This is a genomic window from Sulfuriferula thiophila, assembly GCF_003864975.1.
In the GTDB taxonomy this organism is placed as follows: domain Bacteria; phylum Pseudomonadota; class Gammaproteobacteria; order Burkholderiales; family Sulfuriferulaceae; genus Sulfuriferula; species Sulfuriferula thiophila.
The window spans coordinates 152,221-174,265 of the sequence record NZ_BHGL01000007.1 but is presented as its reverse complement, the minus strand read 5'-3'; the positions used below and the strand labels follow the sequence as shown (position 1 = coordinate 174,265).

At 53.4% G+C, this 22,045-nt stretch carries 21 protein-coding genes; 9 read left to right on the top strand and 12 right to left on the bottom strand.

Annotation, left to right across the window (positions count from 1 at the left end; translation table 11 throughout):
* Positions 1-2: 2 nt before the first annotated feature.
* The 6 genes from EJE49_RS05630 to EJE49_RS05605 form a co-directional block, all read right to left on the bottom strand.
* Entirely contained in the window at positions 3-3,287 is a 3,285-nt protein-coding gene (locus tag EJE49_RS05630) for a transglutaminase family protein (RefSeq protein ID WP_124949430.1), read from the bottom strand.
* The gene (locus tag EJE49_RS05625; protein ID WP_124949429.1) at positions 3,284-4,048 is read right to left on the bottom strand and encodes a proteasome-type protease; all 765 of its coding nucleotides are present in this window, start codon (positions 4,046-4,048) and stop codon (positions 3,284-3,286) included. The genes EJE49_RS05630 and EJE49_RS05625 overlap by 4 nt, the downstream gene beginning before the upstream one ends.
* A gap of 18 nt (positions 4,049-4,066) precedes the next feature.
* Positions 4,067-5,056 (bottom strand): alpha-E domain-containing protein, encoded by a 990-nt coding sequence (locus EJE49_RS05620; protein ID WP_124949428.1) that lies wholly within the window; start codon positions 5,054-5,056, stop codon positions 4,067-4,069.
* Between the two features lie 2 nt (positions 5,057-5,058).
* Positions 5,059-6,498: a circularly permuted type 2 ATP-grasp protein gene (locus EJE49_RS05615; protein WP_124949779.1), complete on the bottom strand. Its 1,440-nt coding sequence runs from the start codon at positions 6,496-6,498 to the stop codon at positions 5,059-5,061.
* A 180-nt stretch (positions 6,499-6,678) separates the two neighbouring features.
* Entirely contained in the window at positions 6,679-7,425 is a 747-nt protein-coding gene (locus EJE49_RS05610) for a type 1 glutamine amidotransferase domain-containing protein (RefSeq protein WP_124949427.1), read from the bottom strand.
* Between the two features lie 4 nt (positions 7,426-7,429).
* Entirely contained in the window at positions 7,430-8,137 is a 708-nt protein-coding gene (locus EJE49_RS05605; RefSeq protein WP_124949426.1) for a DUF4197 domain-containing protein, read from the bottom strand.
* A 26-nt stretch (positions 8,138-8,163) separates the two neighbouring features.
* On the opposite strand from EJE49_RS05605, the gene EJE49_RS05600 reads away from it, so the two are divergent.
* Positions 8,164-8,673, top strand: coding sequence for a peroxiredoxin family protein (locus tag EJE49_RS05600; protein WP_124949425.1), 510 nt, complete (start codon positions 8,164-8,166; stop codon positions 8,671-8,673).
* A complete protein-coding gene (locus EJE49_RS05595; RefSeq protein ID WP_124949424.1) occupies positions 8,670-9,215 on the top strand; it encodes a DinB family protein in 546 nt (181 codons plus the stop codon). Before EJE49_RS05600 ends, EJE49_RS05595 begins: the two co-directional genes overlap by 4 nt.
* Here the strand turns inward: EJE49_RS05595 and EJE49_RS05590 are convergent.
* Positions 9,205-9,741, bottom strand: a complete 537-nt coding sequence (locus tag EJE49_RS05590; protein ID WP_124949423.1) for a peroxiredoxin family protein — start codon at positions 9,739-9,741, stop codon at positions 9,205-9,207. The genes EJE49_RS05595 and EJE49_RS05590 overlap by 11 nt on opposite strands.
* Before the next feature lie 16 nt (positions 9,742-9,757).
* On the opposite strand from EJE49_RS05590, the gene EJE49_RS05585 reads away from it, so the two are divergent.
* Positions 9,758-10,174, top strand: coding sequence for a CopD family protein (locus EJE49_RS05585; RefSeq protein WP_124949778.1), 417 nt, complete (start codon positions 9,758-9,760; stop codon positions 10,172-10,174).
* Positions 10,171-11,322, top strand: a complete 1,152-nt coding sequence (locus tag EJE49_RS05580) for a THUMP domain-containing class I SAM-dependent RNA methyltransferase (protein WP_124949422.1) — start codon at positions 10,171-10,173, stop codon at positions 11,320-11,322. Before EJE49_RS05585 ends, EJE49_RS05580 begins: the two co-directional genes overlap by 4 nt.
* Before the next feature lie 50 nt (positions 11,323-11,372).
* On the opposite strand, the gene EJE49_RS05575 is transcribed toward EJE49_RS05580, so the two are convergent.
* Positions 11,373-12,500 carry a PilT/PilU family type 4a pilus ATPase gene (locus EJE49_RS05575; RefSeq protein ID WP_124949421.1) on the bottom strand — a complete coding sequence of 376 codons (1,128 nt, stop codon included), beginning with the start codon at positions 12,498-12,500 and terminating at the stop codon, positions 11,373-11,375.
* A 3-nt stretch (positions 12,501-12,503) separates the two neighbouring features.
* Entirely contained in the window at positions 12,504-13,547 is a 1,044-nt protein-coding gene (locus tag EJE49_RS05570) for a type IV pilus twitching motility protein PilT (RefSeq protein ID WP_124949420.1), read from the bottom strand.
* Positions 13,548-13,580: 33 nt separating this feature from the next.
* Between EJE49_RS05570 and EJE49_RS05565 the strand changes: the two genes are divergently transcribed.
* From EJE49_RS05565 to EJE49_RS05545, 5 genes are all read left to right on the top strand, one after another.
* Positions 13,581-14,270 carry a YggS family pyridoxal phosphate-dependent enzyme gene (locus EJE49_RS05565; RefSeq protein WP_124949419.1) on the top strand — a complete coding sequence of 230 codons (690 nt, stop codon included), beginning with the start codon at positions 13,581-13,583 and terminating at the stop codon, positions 14,268-14,270.
* 4 nt (positions 14,271-14,274) lie between these two features.
* Positions 14,275-15,081: a pyrroline-5-carboxylate reductase gene (gene proC / locus EJE49_RS05560; protein WP_124949418.1), complete on the top strand. Its 807-nt coding sequence runs from the start codon at positions 14,275-14,277 to the stop codon at positions 15,079-15,081.
* A gap of 15 nt (positions 15,082-15,096) precedes the next feature.
* Complete coding sequence (locus EJE49_RS05555) at positions 15,097-15,672, top strand: YggT family protein (protein ID WP_124949417.1); 576 nt, start codon at positions 15,097-15,099, stop codon at positions 15,670-15,672.
* A 153-nt stretch (positions 15,673-15,825) separates the two neighbouring features.
* Complete coding sequence (locus EJE49_RS05550) at positions 15,826-17,748, top strand: dynamin family protein (RefSeq protein WP_124949416.1); 1,923 nt, start codon at positions 15,826-15,828, stop codon at positions 17,746-17,748.
* Positions 17,749-17,762: 14 nt separating this feature from the next.
* Positions 17,763-19,433 carry a type IV pilus assembly protein FimV gene (locus EJE49_RS05545; protein WP_124949415.1) on the top strand — a complete coding sequence of 557 codons (1,671 nt, stop codon included), beginning with the start codon at positions 17,763-17,765 and terminating at the stop codon, positions 19,431-19,433.
* A gap of 44 nt (positions 19,434-19,477) precedes the next feature.
* Here the strand turns inward: EJE49_RS05545 and rng are convergent, their stop codons facing one another.
* Genes rng through rlmH form a run of 3 tightly spaced genes read right to left on the bottom strand, consistent with a single transcriptional unit; the run spans position 19,478 to position 22,033 of the window.
* The gene (gene rng / locus EJE49_RS05540) at positions 19,478-20,932 is read right to left on the bottom strand and encodes a ribonuclease G (RefSeq protein ID WP_124949414.1); all 1,455 of its coding nucleotides are present in this window, start codon (positions 20,930-20,932) and stop codon (positions 19,478-19,480) included.
* 17 nt (positions 20,933-20,949) lie between these two features.
* Positions 20,950-21,570: a Maf family protein gene (locus tag EJE49_RS05535; RefSeq protein ID WP_223246765.1), complete on the bottom strand. Its 621-nt coding sequence runs from the start codon at positions 21,568-21,570 to the stop codon at positions 20,950-20,952.
* On the bottom strand, positions 21,563-22,033 hold the full coding sequence (gene rlmH, locus EJE49_RS05530; RefSeq protein WP_124949413.1) for a 23S rRNA (pseudouridine(1915)-N(3))-methyltransferase RlmH: 471 nt from the start codon (positions 22,031-22,033) through the stop codon (positions 21,563-21,565). The genes EJE49_RS05535 and rlmH overlap by 8 nt, the downstream gene beginning before the upstream one ends.
* Between the last annotated feature and the right edge of the window lie 12 nt (positions 22,034-22,045).

The following is a 22,045-nucleotide window of genomic DNA, read 5'->3' as shown; positions in this document are numbered from 1 at the left end:
TCTCACTGTTCGGGTTGCCGGCGTAAATCCAATGTCATGGGGAAACGCGGATTAATGTGCTCGGCTTGCACTGTAATGCTGCCTGGGGTGTGGCCATGATCCCAGAACCGGCTGCGGCGACGTGCTTCGGCCTCATTGGCATTGACCGGGAAAGTGTCGTAACTGCGTCCCCCCGGATGGCTGATATGATAGGTGCAACCGCCAATGGCACGTTGATTCCAGTTGTCGACCACATCGAAAATCAGCGGCACATGGGTGCCGATAGTGGGATGCAGCGCCGAGTGTGGCGCCCAGGCTTTGTAGCGCACTGCAGCGACAAACTCACCGGGTACGCCGGTAGGTTGTAACGGTAGCGGGCGGCCATTGCAGATGATCTGGTGGCGAGTGTCGGTCATGCCGCTGACTTTAACCTGGACGCGTTCTACTGAGGAATCGACATATCGCGCCGTGCCACCGCCGGCCATTTCTTCGCCGAGCACATGCCAGGGCTCGATGGCCTGACGCAGTTCCAGCTGGATATTATCTATGTTCAGGGTGCCGTGGCGCGGGAAGCGGAATTCCATAAATGGTGCGAACCATGCTTCGTCAACGGCATACCCCGCTTGCTGCAGATCGCGGCAGACGTTGCGGATATCATGGGCGATAAAATGCGGCAGCATGAATTTATCATGCAGGCTGGTATCCCAGTACACCAGTTTGCCCTGATAGGGCGTTTTCCAGAAACGCGCCACCAGGGCGCGCAATAACAGGGCTTGCACCAGGCTCATGCGGTAATGTGGCGGCATTTCAAAGGCGCGCAACTCCACAATGCCGAGCCTGCCAGTGGCTGAATCCGGAGAATACAGCTTGTCGATGCAGAATTCTGAGCGATGCGTATTGCCGGTCAGGTCTACCAGCAAATTGCGCAACAGTCGGTCCACCAGCCATGGTTGCTGACTCTCGATGCCGGGTGGCAGATGGGCGCGCATTTGTTCAAAGGCGATTTCCAGTTCGTACAGATTGTCGTCACGCGCCTCATCGACACGCGGCGCCTGACTGGTCGGGCCAAGGAACTGGCCGGAAAACAGATAGGATAACGCTGGATGATGTTGCCAGTAAGTGATCAGGCTTTGCAGAACATCGGGTCGGCGCAGGAACGGGCTGTCAGCGGCTGTCGCGCCACCCAGGGTAATGTGGTTGCCGCCACCAGTGCCGGTATGGCGGCCATCCAGCATGAATTTCTCAGTGCCCAGGCGGGTGAGGCGGGCGTCTTCGTACAGCGCCTGGGTGCGTGCCGCCAGGGTATCCCAATCGGCTGAGGGGTGAATATTGACCTCGATGACCCCCGGATCAGGGGTCACTGATAAGGATTGCAGGCGTGGATCGCGAGGTGGCAGATAGCCTTCGAGTCGCACGGGTTGTTTGAATTTCTTAGCGCTAAATTCGACTGCAGCCAGTAACGTCAGATAGTCTTCCAGTTTAGTGGTGGGGGGCATGAATACGTATAACATGCCGTTACGCACTTGCATGGCCAGAGCGGTGTGAATGACTTCCTGCGCGGCGGGTTGCTGCATGACCGGTGCCGCGACCGCAGCTTTAGTGGGGGGCATGTGTTTGGCTAATGCTGCGCGTGGGGCAAACGGATCAACTTCCGGGGTGATTTCGCGCTGCTCCGGTGCTACCCAGGGCAGGCTGTTCAAAGGCAGGCGATAGCCTAATGGCGAATCGCCTGGAATCAGATACAGGCGCGGGTGGCGTAACGGCCATACGCTGGAAAGCCAGCCGGGTTTGGCGGTGTCGCCTGCTTTAATGGGAAGGACAAAGCCGGCAATCGCACTGATGCCCTGACGCAGTTGTTGCGCCAGACGGCTGCGCTCGTCAGGATTGCTCAGATCGGCGTCGTGCGGATCGACATTGGTCGGCAAACGGCTTTCCGTATCCAGTGCCAGCCACGGGTCTTCATAGGCCGGAATCAGGTATTTGTGGCTGAGACCCAGTTGTTCGCAGAGTTGTTTTGCGAATGAAAATAACTGTAACGGAGTGATTTCCTGCGGCTGGCTGGCGACTAAATCAGGCTCATGCCAGATTGGTTCGCCATCGGTTCGCCAGAATGTGGTTAATGCCCAGCGTGGCAACGGCTCGCCCGGATACCATTTGCCCTGACCGAAATGCAGCGCACCACCGGGTGCAAAGCGCGTGTGCAAACGCTGCATGAGGGATTCGGCAAGTTCCCGTTTCTTCTCACCCAGTGCGGCGATATTCCACTCGGCACCCTCCATATCGTCGATGGAAACGAAAGTCGGTTCGCCACCCTGGGTCAGGCGTACATCCTGAGTTTGCAATTCGACATCAATTTGCCGCCCTAGCGCCTGGACTGCCTGCCATTCGGTTTCGGTGTACGGTTTGGTAACGCGTGGGTCTTCATGAACGCGGGTGACGGTCATGATGACATCCAGGCTTGACTCGCATGGACTGGTGAGTCCACTTACCGGTGCGGCAGAACTGGGCAGAGCGCTTGCGGCGAGTGGTATGTGGCCTTCGCCGGCGAGTAAACCCGAGGTGGCATCCAGTCCTATCCAGCCTGCTCCCGGAATATAAGCCTCGCACCAGGCATGCAGATCAGTGAAATCGGCAGTCGGACCGGCAGGGCCATCCAGTGGTGCTTCATCCGCAGTGAGCTGGATCAGATAGCCGGACACAAAACGCGCAGCGATGCCGAGCTGGCGTAATGCCTGCACCAGCAGCCAGGCACTGTCGCGGCATGATCCTGAGCCGAGAGTCAGTGTGTCTTCCGGGCTTTGCACACCCGGTTCCATGCGGATCAGGTAGGACACGCTGTGTTGTACAGCCTGATTTATGTGCACCAGAAAATCGGTGGTGTTGATGCCGGTCGGTAGTTCACGGCGGAATTTTTCCAGCCACTGCTTGAATTGCGTACCTTCGGGTTCTGCCAGCAAAAATGGTGCAAGCTCGGTTTTGAGAGCGTCGGGGTAGACGAAAGGGTAATGCTCTGCCCACGGTTCCATGAAGAAATCGAAGGGGTTGATAACGGTCAGATCCGCAATCAAATCGACAGTGACGCGCAATTCGCGTGTGGGTTCAGGGAAGCTGACGCGAGCTACGAAATTGCCGTAAGCATCTTGCTGCCAATGTATAAAGTGCTGCTTGGGCTCGATGTCGAGCGAGTAAGCCGTGATCGGGGTGCGGCTATGGGCGGCAGGCCGCAGGCGGATTTCATGCGGGGATAACACCACCGGTCGATCGAACTGGTAGTGAGTGTGGTGATGTAGCGCGGCACGTATGGTCATGGCGGTGGTGTCGAGTGGGTGTCAGTTGTCGGGCAGCCCCAGTCCGGATCAGGCAGCGAGGCAAATACGCCCCGCAACCCTTCGCTCCAGCGTTGACTGATGCTGGTGAAGTAGGGATCGCCCTGGCCAATTTTGTATACCCGATCCAGGCTTAAACTATCTGTGCTATAGCAGGCCAGATCGATGGGCATGCCAACCGAGATATTGCTGCGCATGGTGGAATCAAATGACACCAGCACGCATTTGATGGCATCCATCAGCGATGTTCCCGCCTGAATGACCCGGTCGATAATCGGTTTGCCATATTTGGTTTCGCCAATCTGGAAAAAAGGCGTGGCCTCGGTGGCCTCGATAAAATTACCCTCTGCGTAAACCAGAAACAGGCGTGGTGCTTCGTCCTTAATCTGGCCGCCGAGGATGAAGTTGGCACCGATATCCACGCTGCTCTGCAATAAAAATGGGCCGTCGCGGTCACGTACTTCGCGCATGCATTCGCCTAATAACATGGCGACATCGAACATCGATTCGGCATTCCAGATGTTGCTTTTATCCGCATGACGACCACGCTGTTCGAGCAGATTTACCGCGCTTTGGGTTATGGATAAATTCCCCGAGCTGAGGATGACCATCGCCCTGTCACCGGGCCTGACAAAACTGCGCATTTTCTTGAAACTGGCAACCTGGTCTACCCCTGCGTTGGTGCGTGAATCTGAAGCAAACACTAATCCGGTGTTGAGTTTAAGCGCTACGCAATAAGTCATATCAGGTTCGCGTGTGGGTTACTGTACCTGCGCCAGCATTTTTTGCGTGGCGACAGGAATGAATTCAAGGCGATGCGCCAAATAACTGGAGCGGATTTCCTGTCCGAGCAGGTCAGTTTTTTCCAGAAAATCAGTCAGGTATTCGTGCAAACCCTGATTGAAAATATCTTCGATGCGGGCAAAGTGCAGTGCCGCATGCAACTCTCCGGCACGGCGGCGTGATTCACGCCCGCTGATACCGTTGATGATTTCCAGCGTGGTATCCACCTCATTCAGGCAGGCATGCAGCGAACGCGGCATATCCGCCCGCAAAATCAGCAGTTCGGCGACGCGTTGCGGGGTAATGACATCGCGGTAAACCTTGCGGTAGGCTTCGAAAGCGCTGACCGATCTGAGCAGCGCGCCCCATTGATAATAATCGGCAGCACCGCCTACCTCTTTTACGCTGGGCAATAGAATGTGGTATTTGACATCGAGGATACGTGCCGTGTTGTCCGCGCGCTCCAGGAAGGTGCCGAGACGAATGAAATTCAGCGCATCATCCTTGAGGATGGTACCCAGGGTGACACCGCGGAACAGATGGGAGCGCTCCTTGACCCAGTCGAAAAAACCGGACGGATTGGCGTGATCGATGGTGGGCATCATGCGGTTCAGTTCCAGCCAGGTGGCGTTGATGCTTTCCCACATCTCTGAAGTGATGGCGCCACGTACTGCACGTGCATTTTCACGCGCCAGCATCAGGCTGGTGTAAATACTGGCCGGGTTGTCCGGGTCCAGCGCAATAAACCGGTTGACCGCGCGGGATTCCACCAGCTGATGTTTGGTCAGATAAGCCTCGGCGCAACCGGAAATATTCAGCGGGGCGTACCACAGATGCGTTTCTGCCCCTTCGGTGTCGTCGGGTAGTAACGATGTGTTGTGGGTGACATCCAGCACGCGTGCGGTGTTCTCGGCGCGTTCGATATAGCGTGCCATCCAGAATAAATGATCAGCTGTACGTGATAACATGTTTAGTCCTCCAATACCCAGGTGTCTTTGGTGCCGCCGCCTTGCGACGAGTTAACGATCAATGAGCCTTCTGCCAGAGCTACACGCGTCAGGCCACCGGGAGCCAGGCGAATTTCTTTGCCGGATAAAACGAATGGGCGCAAATCGACATGCCGCGGTGCTACGCCGGCTTCCACTAGAGTCGGACAGGTTGAAAGAGCCAGGGTGGGCTGGGCAATAAAATTCGCGGGTGATGCCAGAATACGTTCACGATAGGCTGCTATTTCCTGCGGGGTGCTGGTTGGGCCAACCAGCATGCCATAGCCACCGGAGCCTTGTACTTCCTTGACCACCAGTTCTGGTAAATGGGCGAGTACATAGCGCAAATCTTCGGGTTTTTGTAGTTGCCAAGTCGGTACATTGGACAGGATAGGTTTCTCCCCCAGATAAAATTCGATCATGGCGGGCACGTACATATAGGTGGATTTGTCATCCGCTACGCCGGTACCGATGGCGTTGGCCAGCGCCACATTGCCGCGACAGTAAGCTTCAACCAGTCCCGGTACGCCCAGCGAGGAATCCGGGCGGAATACGGTAGGGTCGAGGAAGTCATCATCCACCCGCCGGTAAATCACATGCACCTGCTGCGGCCCTTCGGTGGTGTGCATATAGACTTTGTAATCATGCACAAATAAATCCTTGCCTTCGACCAGTTCCACGCCCATCTGACTGGCGAGGAAAGCGTGTTCAAAGTAGGCGCTGTTGTACGCGCCGGGTGTCATCACCACGATGACCGGATCGCGGATATAAGCGGGCGCTGATTCACGCAGGGTGTCGAGTAGCAATTGGGGATAATGGTCGACCGGGGCGACGGAAAGAGTCGCAAACAGGTCGGGAAATAACCGCATCATGGTTTTACGGTTTTCCAGCATATACGACACGCCGGATGGCGTGCGCAGATTATCTTCCAGCACATAAAAATCGTTTTCGGCGACGCGTACCAGATCGATGCCTGCGATATGCGCGTAGACCTGATTGGGCAGATCAACACCGCACATCTCGGGGCGGTACAGGTTGTTATTCAGCACCTGCTCGGCGGGGATGATGCCGGCTTTAATGATATTTTGCTCGTGATAAATATCATGCAGAAAGGTGTTGAGCGCTTGTACCCGCTGTTTTAAGCCGCGCTCCAGTCGTGCCCATTCCTGCGAACCAAACACGCGCGGCACAATATCAAAGGGGATTAAACGTTCTGCGCCAGCAGCTTCACCATAAACAGCGAAGGTAATACCTAGGCGTCGGAACAGCATCTCGGCTTCACGCTGCTTTTGCGCCAAAGCTTCCAGAGGGAGTGCAAACAGTTGTGTTGCGATGTCCTGATAATGATGGCGCACCTCGCCTGCGGTGGTGTACATTTCGTCAAATATCAGCGATACAGAAGTTGTTTTGGCGGTTTGATCCATGATCATGCTCAGTTACTGTATTGTGTAACCAAGCATACGCAACTCTTGTGCCACTTTGATGAATTCTATAACTTATTGTTTGTTAATGTGTTTGTTGTGGCTATTGGATTGCTTGGCGAGTTTTGACCCGAATTGACGCATGGATTGGCGGGGCTGCGCTAGATTGGTGCGTGGTGATGCTTAGTCACACGGTGCCTCACACGCATTTTTGTTGAGCGAACTCATTTTTTTCAGTTGACGTGCCATATGGTAGGCAAGTTTATCTGCCGAAGCCGGATTCTGGCCGGTATAGAGCTGACGGTCGATAACCACGTGCTCAGTACCCGGTGCTGCAAAACTCAGTTTTCCACCAAGTTCGCTTAGTTGATCAGCCAGCAGTTTGGGCAAGCGCTGGCTGAGACCGGCGAGCCGCTCTTCTTCCGGGCTGAAACAGGTCAACTGATAATCGGCAAACAGCCAGCGCCCTTCGTGCTGGGCGGGGATTAATCCTGCCGGGCCGTGACAGATGGCACCGATCAAACCTTGGTTGGCCAGCGTGCGCTTGACCAGGGTGCCTGCCGCTGCCGAGTCGATCAGGTCGACCATGGGGCCATGGCCACCGGGGAAAAACACGGCATCGTATTTCACGCCGGTGAGAGCGATACGCTCGAGCGATAACGGTGCGCGCCAGGCATCAATATCGTTGAGCTGTTCGCGCAAATTGAGGATGCGGCCCAGATCGTGCTCATGGAATTCAGGTGCAAAGCAGTTTTTGTCGAGTGCGGCCGGCTTGCCTTTGGGTGTGGCGATGCTGATTTGGTGGCCATGCTCCAGAAACAGATGGTGTGCAGGAACGAATTCCTGCGCCCAGAATCCGGTGGCAATGACGCTGCCGTCATTGAGTGGCAAGCTGTCTGCCGCAGTGAGAATAAAGAGAACGTGTGCCATAGGATTATTGCTGGATAGCGCCGAATACGGTTTTTAAAATCGTGCTGCCATATTTACTGGCCATGTTGCTGGTATATTGTACCGGATTGGCGCGCAGGGATCTTTCTTCGTTGGCGATGGTCAGATAAAGGCCATCCAGGGTCTTTTGGGTAATATAGCGTTCTATATTGGCATCTTGCTGATTAACCAGGCCGAATTGAGCAGCTTGTCCGGCCAGTTGATTATATTGCTGTGCCAGCCCCAGCTTCTGGGTATATCGGCTTACAATAGGCAGAAATGTTTGCTGTAATTTCATTTCCGAGTTTTTGCGGAAATATTCAGTGCCAGCGCTATCGCCGCCAGTGAGTACATTTTTTGCGTCAGTCAGTGTCATGTTCTTGACAGCATTAATGAGTAAAGTCTTGGCGGCGGGTACGGAAGCCTCAGCAGCACGGTTCATGGCCAGGTTCAGGTCATCGAAGGCTTGGCCCTGACCCAGGGTGCGCATGATGCCTTCTACTTTTTGCAAACTGGGGGGCAGTGGAATTTTGATTTGGGGATTGTCCTGAAAACCACCGCTGCGTCCGAGTTGGTTGACCGCGTTGGTTGCACCTTGTATTAGCGCCTGTTTTAAACCGCTGCTTGCCTGGGTGTCGGTGATGTTATCGACGCCAGCGGCGAAAGCGGCAGTATTAATGACAAGCATCATAAAAAAGATGACAATTCGGCGCATGCTGGAATTCCTCAAGGGTAAATGAGATGGGTAATAAACAATATCACAAGTTATTTCTATTTGCTGTGTTAGGCATCGTGCTGGCGGTGCTGTTGTATCTGGGCTTGACGCAAAAACCGGTGGTGCCGGCGCTCGCCATGACCGACTTGTCGGGTAAGCCTGTCGTTCTGGAGCAGTTGCGCGGTAAAACAGTGCTGGTGAATTTCTGGGCGACGAGCTGCCCGGGTTGCGTGAAAGAAATGCCGCAATTAGCCGATACCTACAAGCAATATCATGCTAAAGGTTTTGAAGTGGTAGCCGTTTCCATGAGTTACGATGCGCCAGAGCATGTGCGCCAGTTTGTGGCGGAGCGCGGTTTGCCGTTTCCGGTGGTGATGGACAGTCAGGGGGATATTGCACGGGCATTCGGTGAAGTGAAATTAACGCCCACTTCATTCCTGATTGATAATGAAGGGCATATCATAGAGCAGACTATAGGCGATCTGGATTTTGTGAAGTTGCGGCAACGCTTGGAAGGGATAGGCAAATCATCATGAGTACCAATGCGCCGTATGCGTGGAAAAGTTATTTCGTCGTCCAGGCTGATTATCAGCAATGGGCGAATGACAGGCTGTTCGCCGCTCTGGGGCGCATGGATTCTGCCATGCTGATGAGTACGCAAGATCTGTTTTTTGACAGCATCCACCATACTGTAGATCATATGCTGCTGGTCAATCAGCTCTGGTTTGCGCGTTTACGCGGAGAGACATTTGTTGCTGATTTTGCCAAAATCACCTATTCCGACTGGAATGAACTGATCGAAGTCACGCAGGCTCAGGCGCGAGAGTTGCAGCTGTGGCTGGAGGAGTGTGATGATGCGTTTTTTGAGCGGCAGCTGGCTTACTTTACGACTAAGGGTGAGCCACAACAAATGTGGGTGCGGGATGTACTCACCCACATGATGACGCATCAGGCGCATCATCGCGGGCAGATTTCGGCAGTCATTACTCGTCTGGGCTATCGCAGTCTGGAAATGGATTATGTGTATTACAAACGGGATATCGACGCTTATCGTAGCGAACTGGCTGCTATTCCTTGAGTAGTGGTGTGACTAAATCTTCCAGTCGCGCATAATGCACCTGACCGCTGATTTCGTGGCGGATGATTCCTTTTTTATCAATTATGAATGACATCGGCACTTTCTTGATGTCGCCAAATGCCTGTTGCACAGTGGCATCAGCTAGCCCCGCCGGGAAGGTATAGCCTTCCTTCCTGATAAACTGGGCAACCAGTGCAGGGTCGTCTTCAATGGACAGCGCCAAAATTTCAAAGCCTTTATCATGCCAGTCGCGGTAGAATGTTTGCATGTCAGGCATTTCGTGACGGCAATACGGACACCAGGTCGCCCAGAAGCTGACCAGTACCACTTTGCCGCGTAATGATGCGAGCGGGATGGTCCGCCCATCGGTCATGTTTGCGCTAACGTTGGCGATCGGGCGATGTTCATCGGACACCCACGCGGGTGGGCGGAACCAGAAATACACGATCAGTGCCATTAAAATCAGGGTGAATGGGCTGGGTGTCAGTTTCTTGACCCACGGGTGACTGGCAAATTGTTTAAGCATGGTGAGGTATTAAATGTTGTTGTGGATTAAGGCGTTGCATATCATCTTTGTGGCTAGCTGGTTCGCCGGTTTGTTCTATCTGCCGCGGTTGTTCGTTAACCATGCGATGGTCAGCGATGCCGCAACCATTGCCCAGTTCAAGTTGATGGAACGTAAATTGTATCGGTTTATGACGCCGTTAGGGGTGTTGGCATTGTTATTTGGTAGCTGGTTGTGGCTAGGTTACGGTTATACAGGTGTTTGGTTACATATTAAATTGGCTTTGGTGGGCGTGCTTGTTGCGTATCATCTGTATTGCGGTCACCTGGTGAAGGTGTTTGCTACAGACGCCAATGTGCGTAGCCATGTATTTTATCGCTGGTTTAATGAAGTGCCAGTGCTGATTTTATTTGCAGTTGTTTTATTAGTGGTATTGAAACCGGAGTTTGCATGACAAAAAAAATGGAACAATTCTTTGCTACTTGCCCGCGTGGTCTGGAGGGTTTGCTGGGCGATGAATTACGCGCGCTGGGTGCTCAGGCTATTGCACCTACCTATGGCGGGGTAGCGTTCTCCGGCGAGTTCGATTTGTGTTATCGCGTGAATCTGCATTCGCGCCTGGCAAGCCGGGTGCTGTGGCGGGTAGGTGGTGGCGAGTATCGTGATGAAGAAGATGTTTATCAGGGGGCATTGTCGTTTGACTGGCCGTCGATGTTCAGCGTTGACCGTACTATTGTAGTGAAAATGACGGCGCAGAAGTCTCCGTTAAAAAGCCTGGAATTTACCACCTTGCGGATCAAGGATGCGATCTGCGACCGCTTCCGTGATGCGACAGGCAAGCGTCCAGATGTGGATATCCGCGAGCCGGATGTGCGTATTCATGCTTTCCTCACGGCGACGGAATGCACGCTGTATCTCGATACGTCCGGTGCGTCTCTGTTCAAGCGTGGTCTGCGCAAGCAGGCAGGTGCAGCGCCACTGAATGAGAATCTGGCGGCGGGCATGATCAAGCTGTCCGGCTGGCAGCCCGGTACGCCATTTTTTGACCCGATGTGCGGTAGCGGTACGATATTGATGGAGGCAGCGTTGCTGGCTTTGAACATTGCGCCAGGCAGTCACCGGGATTTTGGTTTCGAGAAACTAACCCGTTTTGATCCTAAAGTATGGCTTCCGATTAAACAGGCGGCGCTCGATGCGCAATTGCCGCCAACCCCGCAACCGATTTATGGCCGGGATATGTTCGGCGACTCCTTGCGCGATGCGCGAGTGAATCTGGAGGCTGCTGGGCTGGAAAATGTGATCGAACTGAAACAGGGTAATGTGCTGGAAGTGCCGGCACCGGCTGAATCTGGCATCATCGTTACCAATCCGCCGTATGGCATCCGCATTGGCGAACAGGCTGAACTGGCCGAGTTTTATCCCAAGCTTGGCGACTGGCTGAAACGTAAATGCGCGGGATGGAATGCGTATGTGCTGTCTGCAGACATGAATCTGCCCAAGCTGATACGGCTGAATGCGACCAAGCGTACACCGCTGTTTAACGGTGCGCTGGAATGTCGTTTGTTCGAGTATAAAATTGTTGCCGGTTCGGCCCGCAAGTAAACAGACTCCGGCACTGGCCACGCATGTGCGTGAGCAGTGCCGGTAGTGGCTTAAATGATGTTGAGGTTGTCGATTCCGGACATGACGTCGCGGTCTTTCGATTCCTGTCCCTGCAGTTTGATTTTCAGCCGCAGATCGTTAAGCGAATCCGCATTACGCATGGCATCCTCGTAGGTGATCAGGCCTGCTTCATATAAATCGAATAAAGACTGGTCAAATGTCTGCATGCCAAGTTCACGTGATTTGGCCATGATTTCCTTGATTTCATGCACCTGTCCTTTAAAAATCAGATCAGAAATCAAGGGTGAGTTGAGCAGCACTTCGATCGCTGCAATTCGGCCGGTAGTGCCTTTGCGGGCGATCAGACGTTGCGAGATGAAGGCTTTGAGGTTCAGCGACAAGTCCATCAGTAGTTGCTGGCGGCGGTCTTCCGGGAAGAAGTTGATGATGCGATCCAGCGCCTGGTTAGCCGAGTTGGCGTGCAGCGTGGTCAGGCACAGGTGGCCTGTTTCGGCAAAAGCGATGGCGTATTCCATGGTTTCGCGGTCGCGTACCTCACCGATGAGGATGACATCGGGTGCCTGGCGCAAGGTGTTCTTCAGCGCGGCGAACCAGTTTTCGGTATCGACACCGACTTCGCGCTGGGTGATGATGCATTTTTTGTGTTCATGTACATACTCCACCGGATCCTCGATGGTGATAATGTGATCTTGTGAATTCTCATTGCGATGACCGATCATGGCCGCCAGCGAAGTGGATTTGCCTGAACCAGTACCGCCGACAAAGATCACCAGGCCGCGCTTGACCATGGCGACGTCGCGCAGCACCGGCGGCAGATTGAGATGTTCCAGTTTAGGGATGAGGGTGGTGATGGTACGTAATACCAAACCGATACGGCCCTGCTGCACAAAAGCATTCACTCGGAAACGGCCGATTTCGGGTGGCGAAATGGCGAAGTTGGCTTCGCGATGCTCTTCAAAATCCTTCCATTGTTTGTCATTCATGATGCTGCGCGCCAGTTCGCGGGTATGCGAAGGCGTCAGGGTCTGATTGGAAACGGGGGCGATTTTGCCATCCACCTTGATTGCCGGCGGGAAGCCAGCGGTAAGGAACAGATCGGAGGCGCGTTTGCTCAGCATCAGGCGCAGCAGGTCATGTACAGTATTCAGTGCGTCCATTGTTTATCCCAGGAACATGTCTTTGTTAGCGGCGCGCATACGGGCTTCGCCGACGGAAATCATATTGCGTTTGACCAGATCCTGCAGGCACTGATCCAGTGTTTGCATGCCGACATTCTGCCCGGTCTGGATAGATGAATACATCTGTGCAATTTTGTTTTCACGGATCAGGTTGCGAATCGCCGGGGTGCCGATCATGATTTCATGCGCGGCGACACGGCCGGTGCCGTCCTTGGTTTTGAGCAGGGTTTGCGAAATGACTGCGCGGATGGATTCGGACAGCATGGAACGCACCATCTCTTTTTCCGCCGCAGGGAATACGTCCACAATCCGGTCTATGGTTTTGGCTGCTGAGCTGGTGTGCAGGGTGCCGAATACCAGGTGGCCGGTTTCAGCTGCGGTGAGCGCTAGCCGGATGGTTTCCAGGTCGCGCATCTCACCCACCAGGATGACGTCCGGATCTTCACGCAATGCGGAGCGCAGCGCGTTGGAGAAAGACAAAGTATGCGGGCCGACTTCGCGCTGGTTGATTACGCATTTTTTGCTCTGGTGCACGAATTCGATCGGGTCTTCCACAGTAAGGATATGGCCGTATTCGTTTTCGTTGACGTAATCGACCATGGCCGCCAGTGTGGTGGATTTACCCGAACCGGTCGGGCCGGTAACCAGTACGATGCCGCGGGGATTGTCAGCGATGTCCTTGAAAATCTTGGGCGCGCCCAGTTCTTCCAGTGTTAGAACTTTACTGGGAATGGTACGGAATACTGCACCTGCACCGCGGTTCTGGTTAAAAGCGTTAACACGGAAACGTGCCAGCGTAGGGACTTCAAACGAAAAGTCCACTTCCAGGGTTTCCTCGTATATTTTACGCTGGCCATCGTTCATAATGTCATAAACCATGTCATGCACGGTCTGATGGCTCATGTCGGGCAGATTGATGCGGCGGATGTCGCCGTGTACGCGTATCATCGGCGGCAATCCTGCCGAAAGATGTAAGTCAGATGCCTTGTTTTTAACCGCGAAAGCGAGCAGCTCAGATATTTCCATTTGTTATAATTCCCCAATTTACTTTCGGCTATTATGGACACAGTGAAAAGCACATTGCAAGCAGTTCAAGCACGAATTGCGGCAGCCGCAGAATTGGCAGGACGTTCGGCACAAGAGGTTGCTCTGCTGGCGGTCAGCAAAAGCTGTTCCGCCGAAGCTGTGCGCGCACTGGCAAACGCCGGGCAGCGGGAATTCGGCGAGAGTTATGTGCAGGAGGCGGTGGCAAAAATAGCGGCATTGGCCGATCTGCCATTAATCTGGCATTTTATCGGACCGATACAGCGTAATAAAACCAGTCAGATTGCGGAAAATTTTGACTGGGTGCATGGAGTGGATAGGGTCATTGTTGCGCAACGCTTATCGACAGCGCGTGGTGCTGAGCAGACGCCATTGAATATCTGTCTGCAAGTCAATGTGAGTGGTGAAGTTAGCAAAAGCGGCGTGGCGCCGGAACAACTGGCGGGTCTGGTTACCGAGCTGCGCAGTTTGCCGAGATTGCGTTTGCGTGGCTTAATGGCAATTCCGCAGGCGACCGAGGATGTGGTCGTGCAAAGGGCGCAATTTGCACGGGTGCGAGAATGCTTTGAACAGCTGAACCGGCAAGGAGCGGGGTTGGATACCTTGTCGATGGGCATGTCGGGTGATATGGAAGCTGCCGTGGCGGAAGGCGCGACTATAGTGCGCGTAGGCACAGCCTTGTTTGGAAACAGAATAAAAGGATAAGTATATGCATATTACATTCATAGGTGGTGGCAACATGGCTTCGGCATTGATTGCCGGTCTGTTGCGCGAGGGCTTTGGTGCAGAGCGCATCTCGGTGGTCGAGCATAATATCGAGGCGCAACATCATTTGCATAATGAGTTTCGTGTTGCGGTCAGTGCCGACCTGAATGCCGCAGCGGTTGCGGCGGATGTGGTGGTGCTGGCGGTTAAGCCGCAGCAATTAAAAGCTGTCGCCGAGCAATTGCAGCCTTTGCTGGATAAGCAGCTGGTGGTGTCCATTGCCGCCGGTGTGCGTGCTGCGTCATTGTCAGAATGGCTGGGCGGTTATGGCCTGGTAGTGCGGACTATGCCGAATACCCCGGCGATGATCGGTGCCGGAGTAACCGCATTGTTTGCATTGCCTGAAGTCAGCGAGGTGCAGCGCAAGCAGGCGGAAGTGATCATGGAGGCTGCCGGTAGTGTGGTATGGCTGGAAGATGAGGCTTTGATGGATGCGGTTACCGCTGTATCCGGCAGTGGTCCCGCTTATGTATTCTATTTTATGGAGGCGATGCAACAGGCTGGGATGGATCTGGGGTTGAGTGCTGCGGCGGCACGCCAATTGACGCTGGAGACCTTTCTGGGCGCAGCTAAACTGGCTGAGACCAGCACGGAAGAACTGGCGCAGTTGCGAGCGCGGGTCACCTCCAAAGGCGGCACAACCGAGCAGGCGATTTTGAGTATGCAAGGAGCGGCTGTGCACGCTTCCATTGGTCAGGCCGTGTTCGCTGCGGCGCGTCGTTCTAAAGAGCTGGGGGATGCGTTGGCGTAAAGCCGCATTACAAATATGTTTAATCAGGCATTGGCTTTCATTTTACAAAATGTGACAAATTTATTCTTGATTGCACTGTTGTTGCGTGTTTACATGCAGTGGATGAGGGTACCGTTTCAAAATCCGTTTGCCCAGTTCGTGGTAAAGCTTACTGATTTTGTGGTGCGGCCGCTGCGTCGGGTTATCCCCGGCTTGTTTGGTCTGGATATGGCAACCTTGTTGCTCGCGGTAGTTTTGCAGTTCCTGTTGACGTTAAGCCTGTATGCTTTGCAGGGGTTTCCCTTTGCAGTTGCAGGCACCGGCGTCTTGGTGGGCTTTTTACTGTTGGCAGTCATCGGCTTGCTAATGCTGGTATGTTATGTGCTTATGGGATTGGTGATAGTGACCGCGGTTTTGTCGATAGTGAATCCGTTTTCGCCATTCATGGTGATTTTTGACTCGCTTACCGCGCCATTGCTCCGTCCATTTAGGCGCATTGTGCCACTGATTGGTAATGTGGATTTGTCGCCCATGATATTTCTACTGCTCTGTCAATTTGTCATCACGTTCCCGCTGGCGTGGCTGGGTATGTGGGCGCGGAATATGCTTTGACCCGGTGTTCGGCCAAATGAGCAAGTAAGGCTTGCTGGATGTGTTTATAGCTGCTTTTTACCAAAAGCAGGCGCTACTGGGTGGCGACATTAAAAATTGATGAAGCGCTTCGCTTTATCATCATAATAAGCAGGGTAATAAGGAGTGGAGTGGATGGATAACAGGCTTGATCAAGGGATAGCTCAGTATCAGCAGCGTCGTGATGCGATTTTGGCTACATTGGAATCCTATCGTGCCTGGCTGGAGCGCTATACCGAGGTTGAGTCCGGGCAAAGTCTGCGTTTGTATGATTTGGCCGAGAGCCTTAAGCGCGATAAGTTGCTACTGGCTTTTGTGGCCGAATTTTCCCGCGGCAAATCAGAGTTGATTAATGCGCTATTTTTTGCCGATTTGAAACAGCGGTTGCTGCCATCCGATGTGGGTCGCACCACTATGTGTCCTACTGAATTGTTTTATGATGCAGATAGTGAACCCTATTTACGCTTGTTGCCGATAGAAACGCGTTTGCGTGATGATTCGATTTCCCGGTTAAAACGTTTGCCGATCGAGTGGAGCAGTGTCCGTCTGGATCCGGAGGATGCGCAGCAGATGAGCACAGCCTTGCGCGCATTGGCGGATGTGAAAAGGGTTGCGGTGGCTGATGCGCTGGCGATGGGGTTGTGTGATGCCAGTGATGCGGAAAAATCCGCAGATGGCAAGATAGAAGTCCCCGCCTGGCGGTATGCCATGATTAATTTCCCGCATCCATTGCTCAAGAGCGGCTTGGCGATACTGGATACCCCGGGGTTAAATGCGCTGGGTACTGAGCCCGAATTAACCTTGAATACAATTCCCAACGCGCATGGCGTCCTGTTTCTGTTGTCGACCGATACGGGCGTGACACGGTCAGATCTGGAGGTGTGGGAAAATAGCGTGCGGCATCATGCCAATCACCATGTTGCCATTCTGAATAAAGTTGACATGTTATGGGATGAGCTCAAAACGGACGCGGAAATCGCGCAGAGCATTCATAAACAGAAAGAACAAACCGCACAGCAGTTGCAACTCAGGGAAGACCAGGTTATTGCTTTGTCTGCCCAAAAGGCATTGCTGGGTAAAATCCGGGGTGATCAGGCATTGGTAACGCGGTCTGGTATCGGTGTGCTGGAAAGTTTGCTGGCAGATAAAATTATTCCTGCGCGTCAGGCTATGTTATACCAATCAGTTTGTGCCGAAACCCATGCGATGGCAAATGCATCCCGACAGAGCGTAAGCATGCAGCTTGATGGGGTGCGGCAGGATTTAGAGCAATTGAGCGCTTTTTCCGGTAAAAATCGTGAAATTGTGACGAATCTGCGCGATAAACTGATAAAAGAAAAGTCGGCGTATGATGCCACGACGGTGAATTTCAAAATAACGCGTACTCTTATTCAAGAGCAGGGCAGGATGCTATTGGACGCGCTGTCGGAAGAGGTGCTGGATGAGATGCTGGTAAGTGGACGCGCCAGCCTTGAAGATTGCTGGACTACACCTGGATTAGTGCAGGGCATGAATGATCTGTTTGCGCAGATCATCGTCCGTTTTCACGAGGTTGAAGGGCGTTCTACCAAAATTGTCGAGCTGCTCGATGCGGCTTATTTACGCTTCCATCAGGAACATGGTTTTCCGTTGCTGAGTCCGCCGCAGTTAACCATGGATAATTGCCGGCAAAAAATGGCTGTATTGATGCAGCAGGTCAATCAGTTCGGCCATGATCCCGTCAATCTGATTATGGAAAAGCGGTTTATGGTGAAGAAGTTTTATCTGAGCCTGGTGGCCGAAGCGCAGGGTATGTTCGGGCTGGCCAGATCAGAGGCTGATAGCTGGCTGCGCCGCAGTTTGGATCCGGTAGTAATGCGCATTCGTGATCACAAGAAACAATTGGAAATTCGTATCGAAAATATTAAGCAGGTACATGATAATCTGGATAACCTGCTGGCCAGAACAATCGCGCTTAAAGCGCAGCAAGCCGCACTGGAACAACAACAACGGGAAATCGCTGTTATCGTACAGAGTTCAAACTGTATGGATGCAAGTGATTCAGCCCTGACGATTTGAATACGGGGAGGGGCATGCACAGGAGCATATTCAAGACTACTTTATTGGTGGCGGCGATAAGCGCGTCCAATTTGGCCTCGGCCATGGGATTAGGTGCAGCTCAGGTCAAATCCAGTTTAGGGCAACCGCTGAGCGTGGTGATACCTGTTTTCAGTGATCACGCGGAAGAATTGGCGGATAACTGTTTTGCCCTCTCGCAGTCAAATCAGTCTGATGACAGCTTGCCCTCATTAAAAAAAGCCAGACTGGTGTTGAAAAATCCGGCAGGTGTGCCGTATTTGCTATTGACGACACCTACGGTGGTTAACGACCCTGTGTTGTTTTTTGCCATAGAGACACGCTGCTCAAGCATGGTGCGGCGTGAATACACTGCGCTGCTTGATGTGGCAAACAGTGCCGGTCCTGCCGTATCGGCGCCAGCCGTTACTGATAAGCCCAGTTCAGTGCCAACACCCGTTAAATCAGTCCCGGCTGAAAAACATACCCATGTCAGCAGACACCATGCATCACGCGTTCGCCAGGCAGTTGCCGTTCCTCAGTCTGTACAAGACGTTGAGCAACCTGAGTATAATATGGCCTTACGCATGAGCTCAGGCCTGACCTGGTTGCCGGGGCAGCATCCGCTGTCAGCGGAACAGGTGACTAAGCTAAAACGTATGCGTGGGATGCTGTCGATAGATGCGGGGGGGCAACCCGCCGAGGTTGACAAGCTGCGTGACGATATAGTCGCTACCCAACAGCAGTTGGCCCAAGCAAAACAGGCGCTGACTTTGCTGAGAGCCGAGCTGGTTAAAAATTCCACAAATCAGCAGCAGCCGGCACCTCCGCAGACGGCGGTTAAGCATGTCACTAGCTGGTGGCAGTCGGCCTGGTTATGGAGCGGGCTGGCATTGATGGTTCTGGTCGTGGGCTATGTTCTGGATCGTCGACGGAGATTGCCGGATCTGACATTTGCTGATGCGTATGCAGGTACAGAGGAACAGGAGAAAATGCAGTTAGGCGCAATTACTGAAGTGGATAGCGCTACGAATGATCTCTGGGCACCTGCAGCGTCTGATGAGTTTCCGGCAGCAAAGCAGCAGCATCCGGATATCGAGTTCTCCGTGGATAAGCTGCCTGGACACAACCTGCTTACGCAAGCAACAGTGCAAAATACGCCAGTTCACGCCGAAGCTTTGTCCGTATCCAACTTGATGCGGGTGACAGAGGAAGCGGAAGTGTTTTTAGGCCTGGGTTATCCCGATCGGGCAATCGCTGTACTGACGGAAGATATTGCGGCTACTCTGCGTAACCATCCTGCTGTGTGGTTCATGTTGCTGGGTATTTATCGTGAACAGGGTGATCGGGAGTCATTTGATCAGACCGTTGCGGGTTTCCGGCAACGCTTCAATCTGATCCCGCCTACCTGGGATTCTATCCTGCATCCCGAGCAGGAGGGTGAAGGTATACTGGCGATGCCGCATATTCAGGCAAAGATAGTCTCATTGTGGCCTAGTCATGAATGTCACGACTTCCTGAGCGAGTTGCTGTATGACGACAGGCAGGGCAGTCGTCAGGGCTTCAGTCTGGATGTTTACCGTGACATTCTCTGGCTTAAGGAGATTCTGGACGTATTGGGCAAACCGGAGACGACTATCGCTGAGCAAGTGGCAGCCGAGGATAATCTTGACTGGGATTTTCATTAAGCTGATCTTTGCGCGATACTCGCAAAAATCAGGCTGCTTATGCGTTAAATCAGAATAATGTCGTATTGTTCTTGTGTATAGAACGTCTCAACCTGCAGTGAAACCGGCTTGGCAATAAAATCACCGAGTTGGGCCAGGCTTTGTGATTCTTCATCCAGAAACAGGTCAATAACCGGTTGCGATGCCAGTATGCGGTATTCCTTGGCATTGAACTGGCGCGCTTCGCGTACGATTTCCCGCAGAATTTCATAACATACTGTCTTGGCCGTTTTGACTTCGCCGCGACCCTGGCAGGTAGGGCAAGGTTCGCACAGGATGTGGGCGAGACTTTCGCGGGTACGTTTGCGTGTCATTTCGACCAGGCCCAGCGGTGAAAAATCATGCACTGACATGCGGGTGTAGTCGCGCGACAGGGCTTTTTTGAATTCCAGAAATACTTCCTGCTGGTGATCGCGATTATCCATGTCGATAAAGTCAACGATGATCATGCCGCCGAGATTGCGTAATCGCAATTGACGGGCGATGGATTGTGCTGCTTCCAGATTGGTTTTGAAAATGGTGTCGTCAAAGTTGCGCACGCCGACAAAACCACCAGTATTGACGTCGACGGTGGTCAGGGCTTCAGTCTGGTCGATGATCAGATAGCCGCCGGATTTGAGATCGACACGGCGGGCGAGCGCTTTTTCAATTTCAGCTTCAACTGCATACAGGTCAAACAACGGACGCTCTGCCGCATAATGCTGCAGTTTTTCGATTACGCCTTGCGTGTAGTTCTGCGCGAATTCAAACATTTTCTGATAAGTTTCGCGTGAATCCACCAGTATGCGGCTGGTTTCATCATTGGCAAAATCGCGTAATACCCGTAACGCCAGATTCAGATCCTGATACAGCAAGGTTTTCACCGCGGCTACTTTGGCGCGGCTCTGAATGTCTGCCCACAGTCGGCGCAGGTAGTCTACGTCGGCTTGCAGCTCGGTAGTTTGTGCCTGTTCCGCCATGGTGCGGATAATGAAACCGCCTGGCTCGCCCTCCAGAATGATGAGCTGAAGTTTCTGGCGTAATTGTTCACGCTCGGCTTCATCCTCGATTTTTTGCGAGATGCCGATATGTGAGTCTTGCGGTAAATACACCAGAAAGCGTCCGGCAAAACTGATCTGGGTGGAGAGGCGGGCACCTTTGGTGCCGATGGGATCCTTGATGACTTGCACCATGATGCCCTGGCCCTCAAACAGGATGCGTTCGATTGGCCGCTCTTCACCACCGTGCTGACGCTCTTCCCAGATGTCGGCGACATGCAGAAATGCGGCACGCTCCAGCCCTATGTCGATGAACGCAGACTGCATCCCCGGCAACACCCGGCAGACTTTGCCGAAATAAATGTTACCCACCAGACCGCGCTGACTGCTGCGTTCAATATGCAGCTCCTGCACCACGCCAAGATGCATGACGGCGACACGGGTTTCTTGCGGGGTGACGTTGATCAGGATTTCTTCGCTCATGATGGAGTTGGGCTCGATTATGCGGTTGAGGTTGGATTATAACGTTGCAACAGTTCAGCTGTTTCAAATACGGGTAAACCCATGACGCCGGAATAACTGCCGGCGAGATGGCGGATGAAAATAGCGCCGCGCCCTTGTATGGCATAGCTACCGGCTTTGTCCAGGGGCTCGCCACTGGCGGCATACTGTTCGATTTCGCGGCTGGACAGATGCTTGAACGTTACTTCGGAAACGCTGGTGAGCTGGTGGATATGGCCTTGAAAAGCCAGTGCAACAGAGGTCATGACCTGATGTGTGCGGCCGGAAAGCTTGCTCAGCATGGCAATGGCTGTTTCAACGTTGCCAGGTTTGCCGAGGATTTCATTATCCAGCGTGACCGTGGTATCCGCACCCAGTACCGGGTGGCGCATGATACTGCGCTGGCATACCCGTTGCCAGCCGATATCGGCCTTGGCCAGGGCAATGCGTGCGACATAGTCATGCGGTAGTTCGTTTGCCATTGGCGTTTCATCGACGTCAGTGCGTCCGACAGTTTCGCGCAATAACAGCACGTCAAAATGCACACCCATTTGCGTGAGCAATTCGCGGCGACGGGGTGAACGGGAGGCTAGATAGATACGGTTGGGGAAATTATTCACGATGGTAAGGATGGTTCTGAGTAACGCTCCAGGCCCGGTACAGCTGCTCTGCGAGCAGTACGCGTACCATGCCATGCGGGAGGGTGAGGCGGGACAGGGAAAATAGCTTGTCGCCGCGCACTTTTACATCATCATGCAAGCCGTCTGCCCCACCAATAATGAAACAGGTGTCGCGTCCGGCGCCTTGCCATTCGCGCAAGTGCGTGGCCAGTGCAAGGGTGGTAAGCTGTTCGCCGCGTTCATCCAGCGCCCACACCGTGCTGTCCCGCGGGATGGCAGCGAGGATGCGGTCACGTTCAGCGGTTTTGATCTGCTCGCCGGTCTTGCCGCTGGCGCGCTTTTCCGGTTTCAGCTCTATCAGATTAATGCTGGTTTCTCTGGGCATGCGTTTGGCGTACTCATCAAAACCGGCGCTGATCCAGTCCGGCATTTTTTGCCCCACCGCGATAATGTGCAGTTTCATGGCAATATTGGG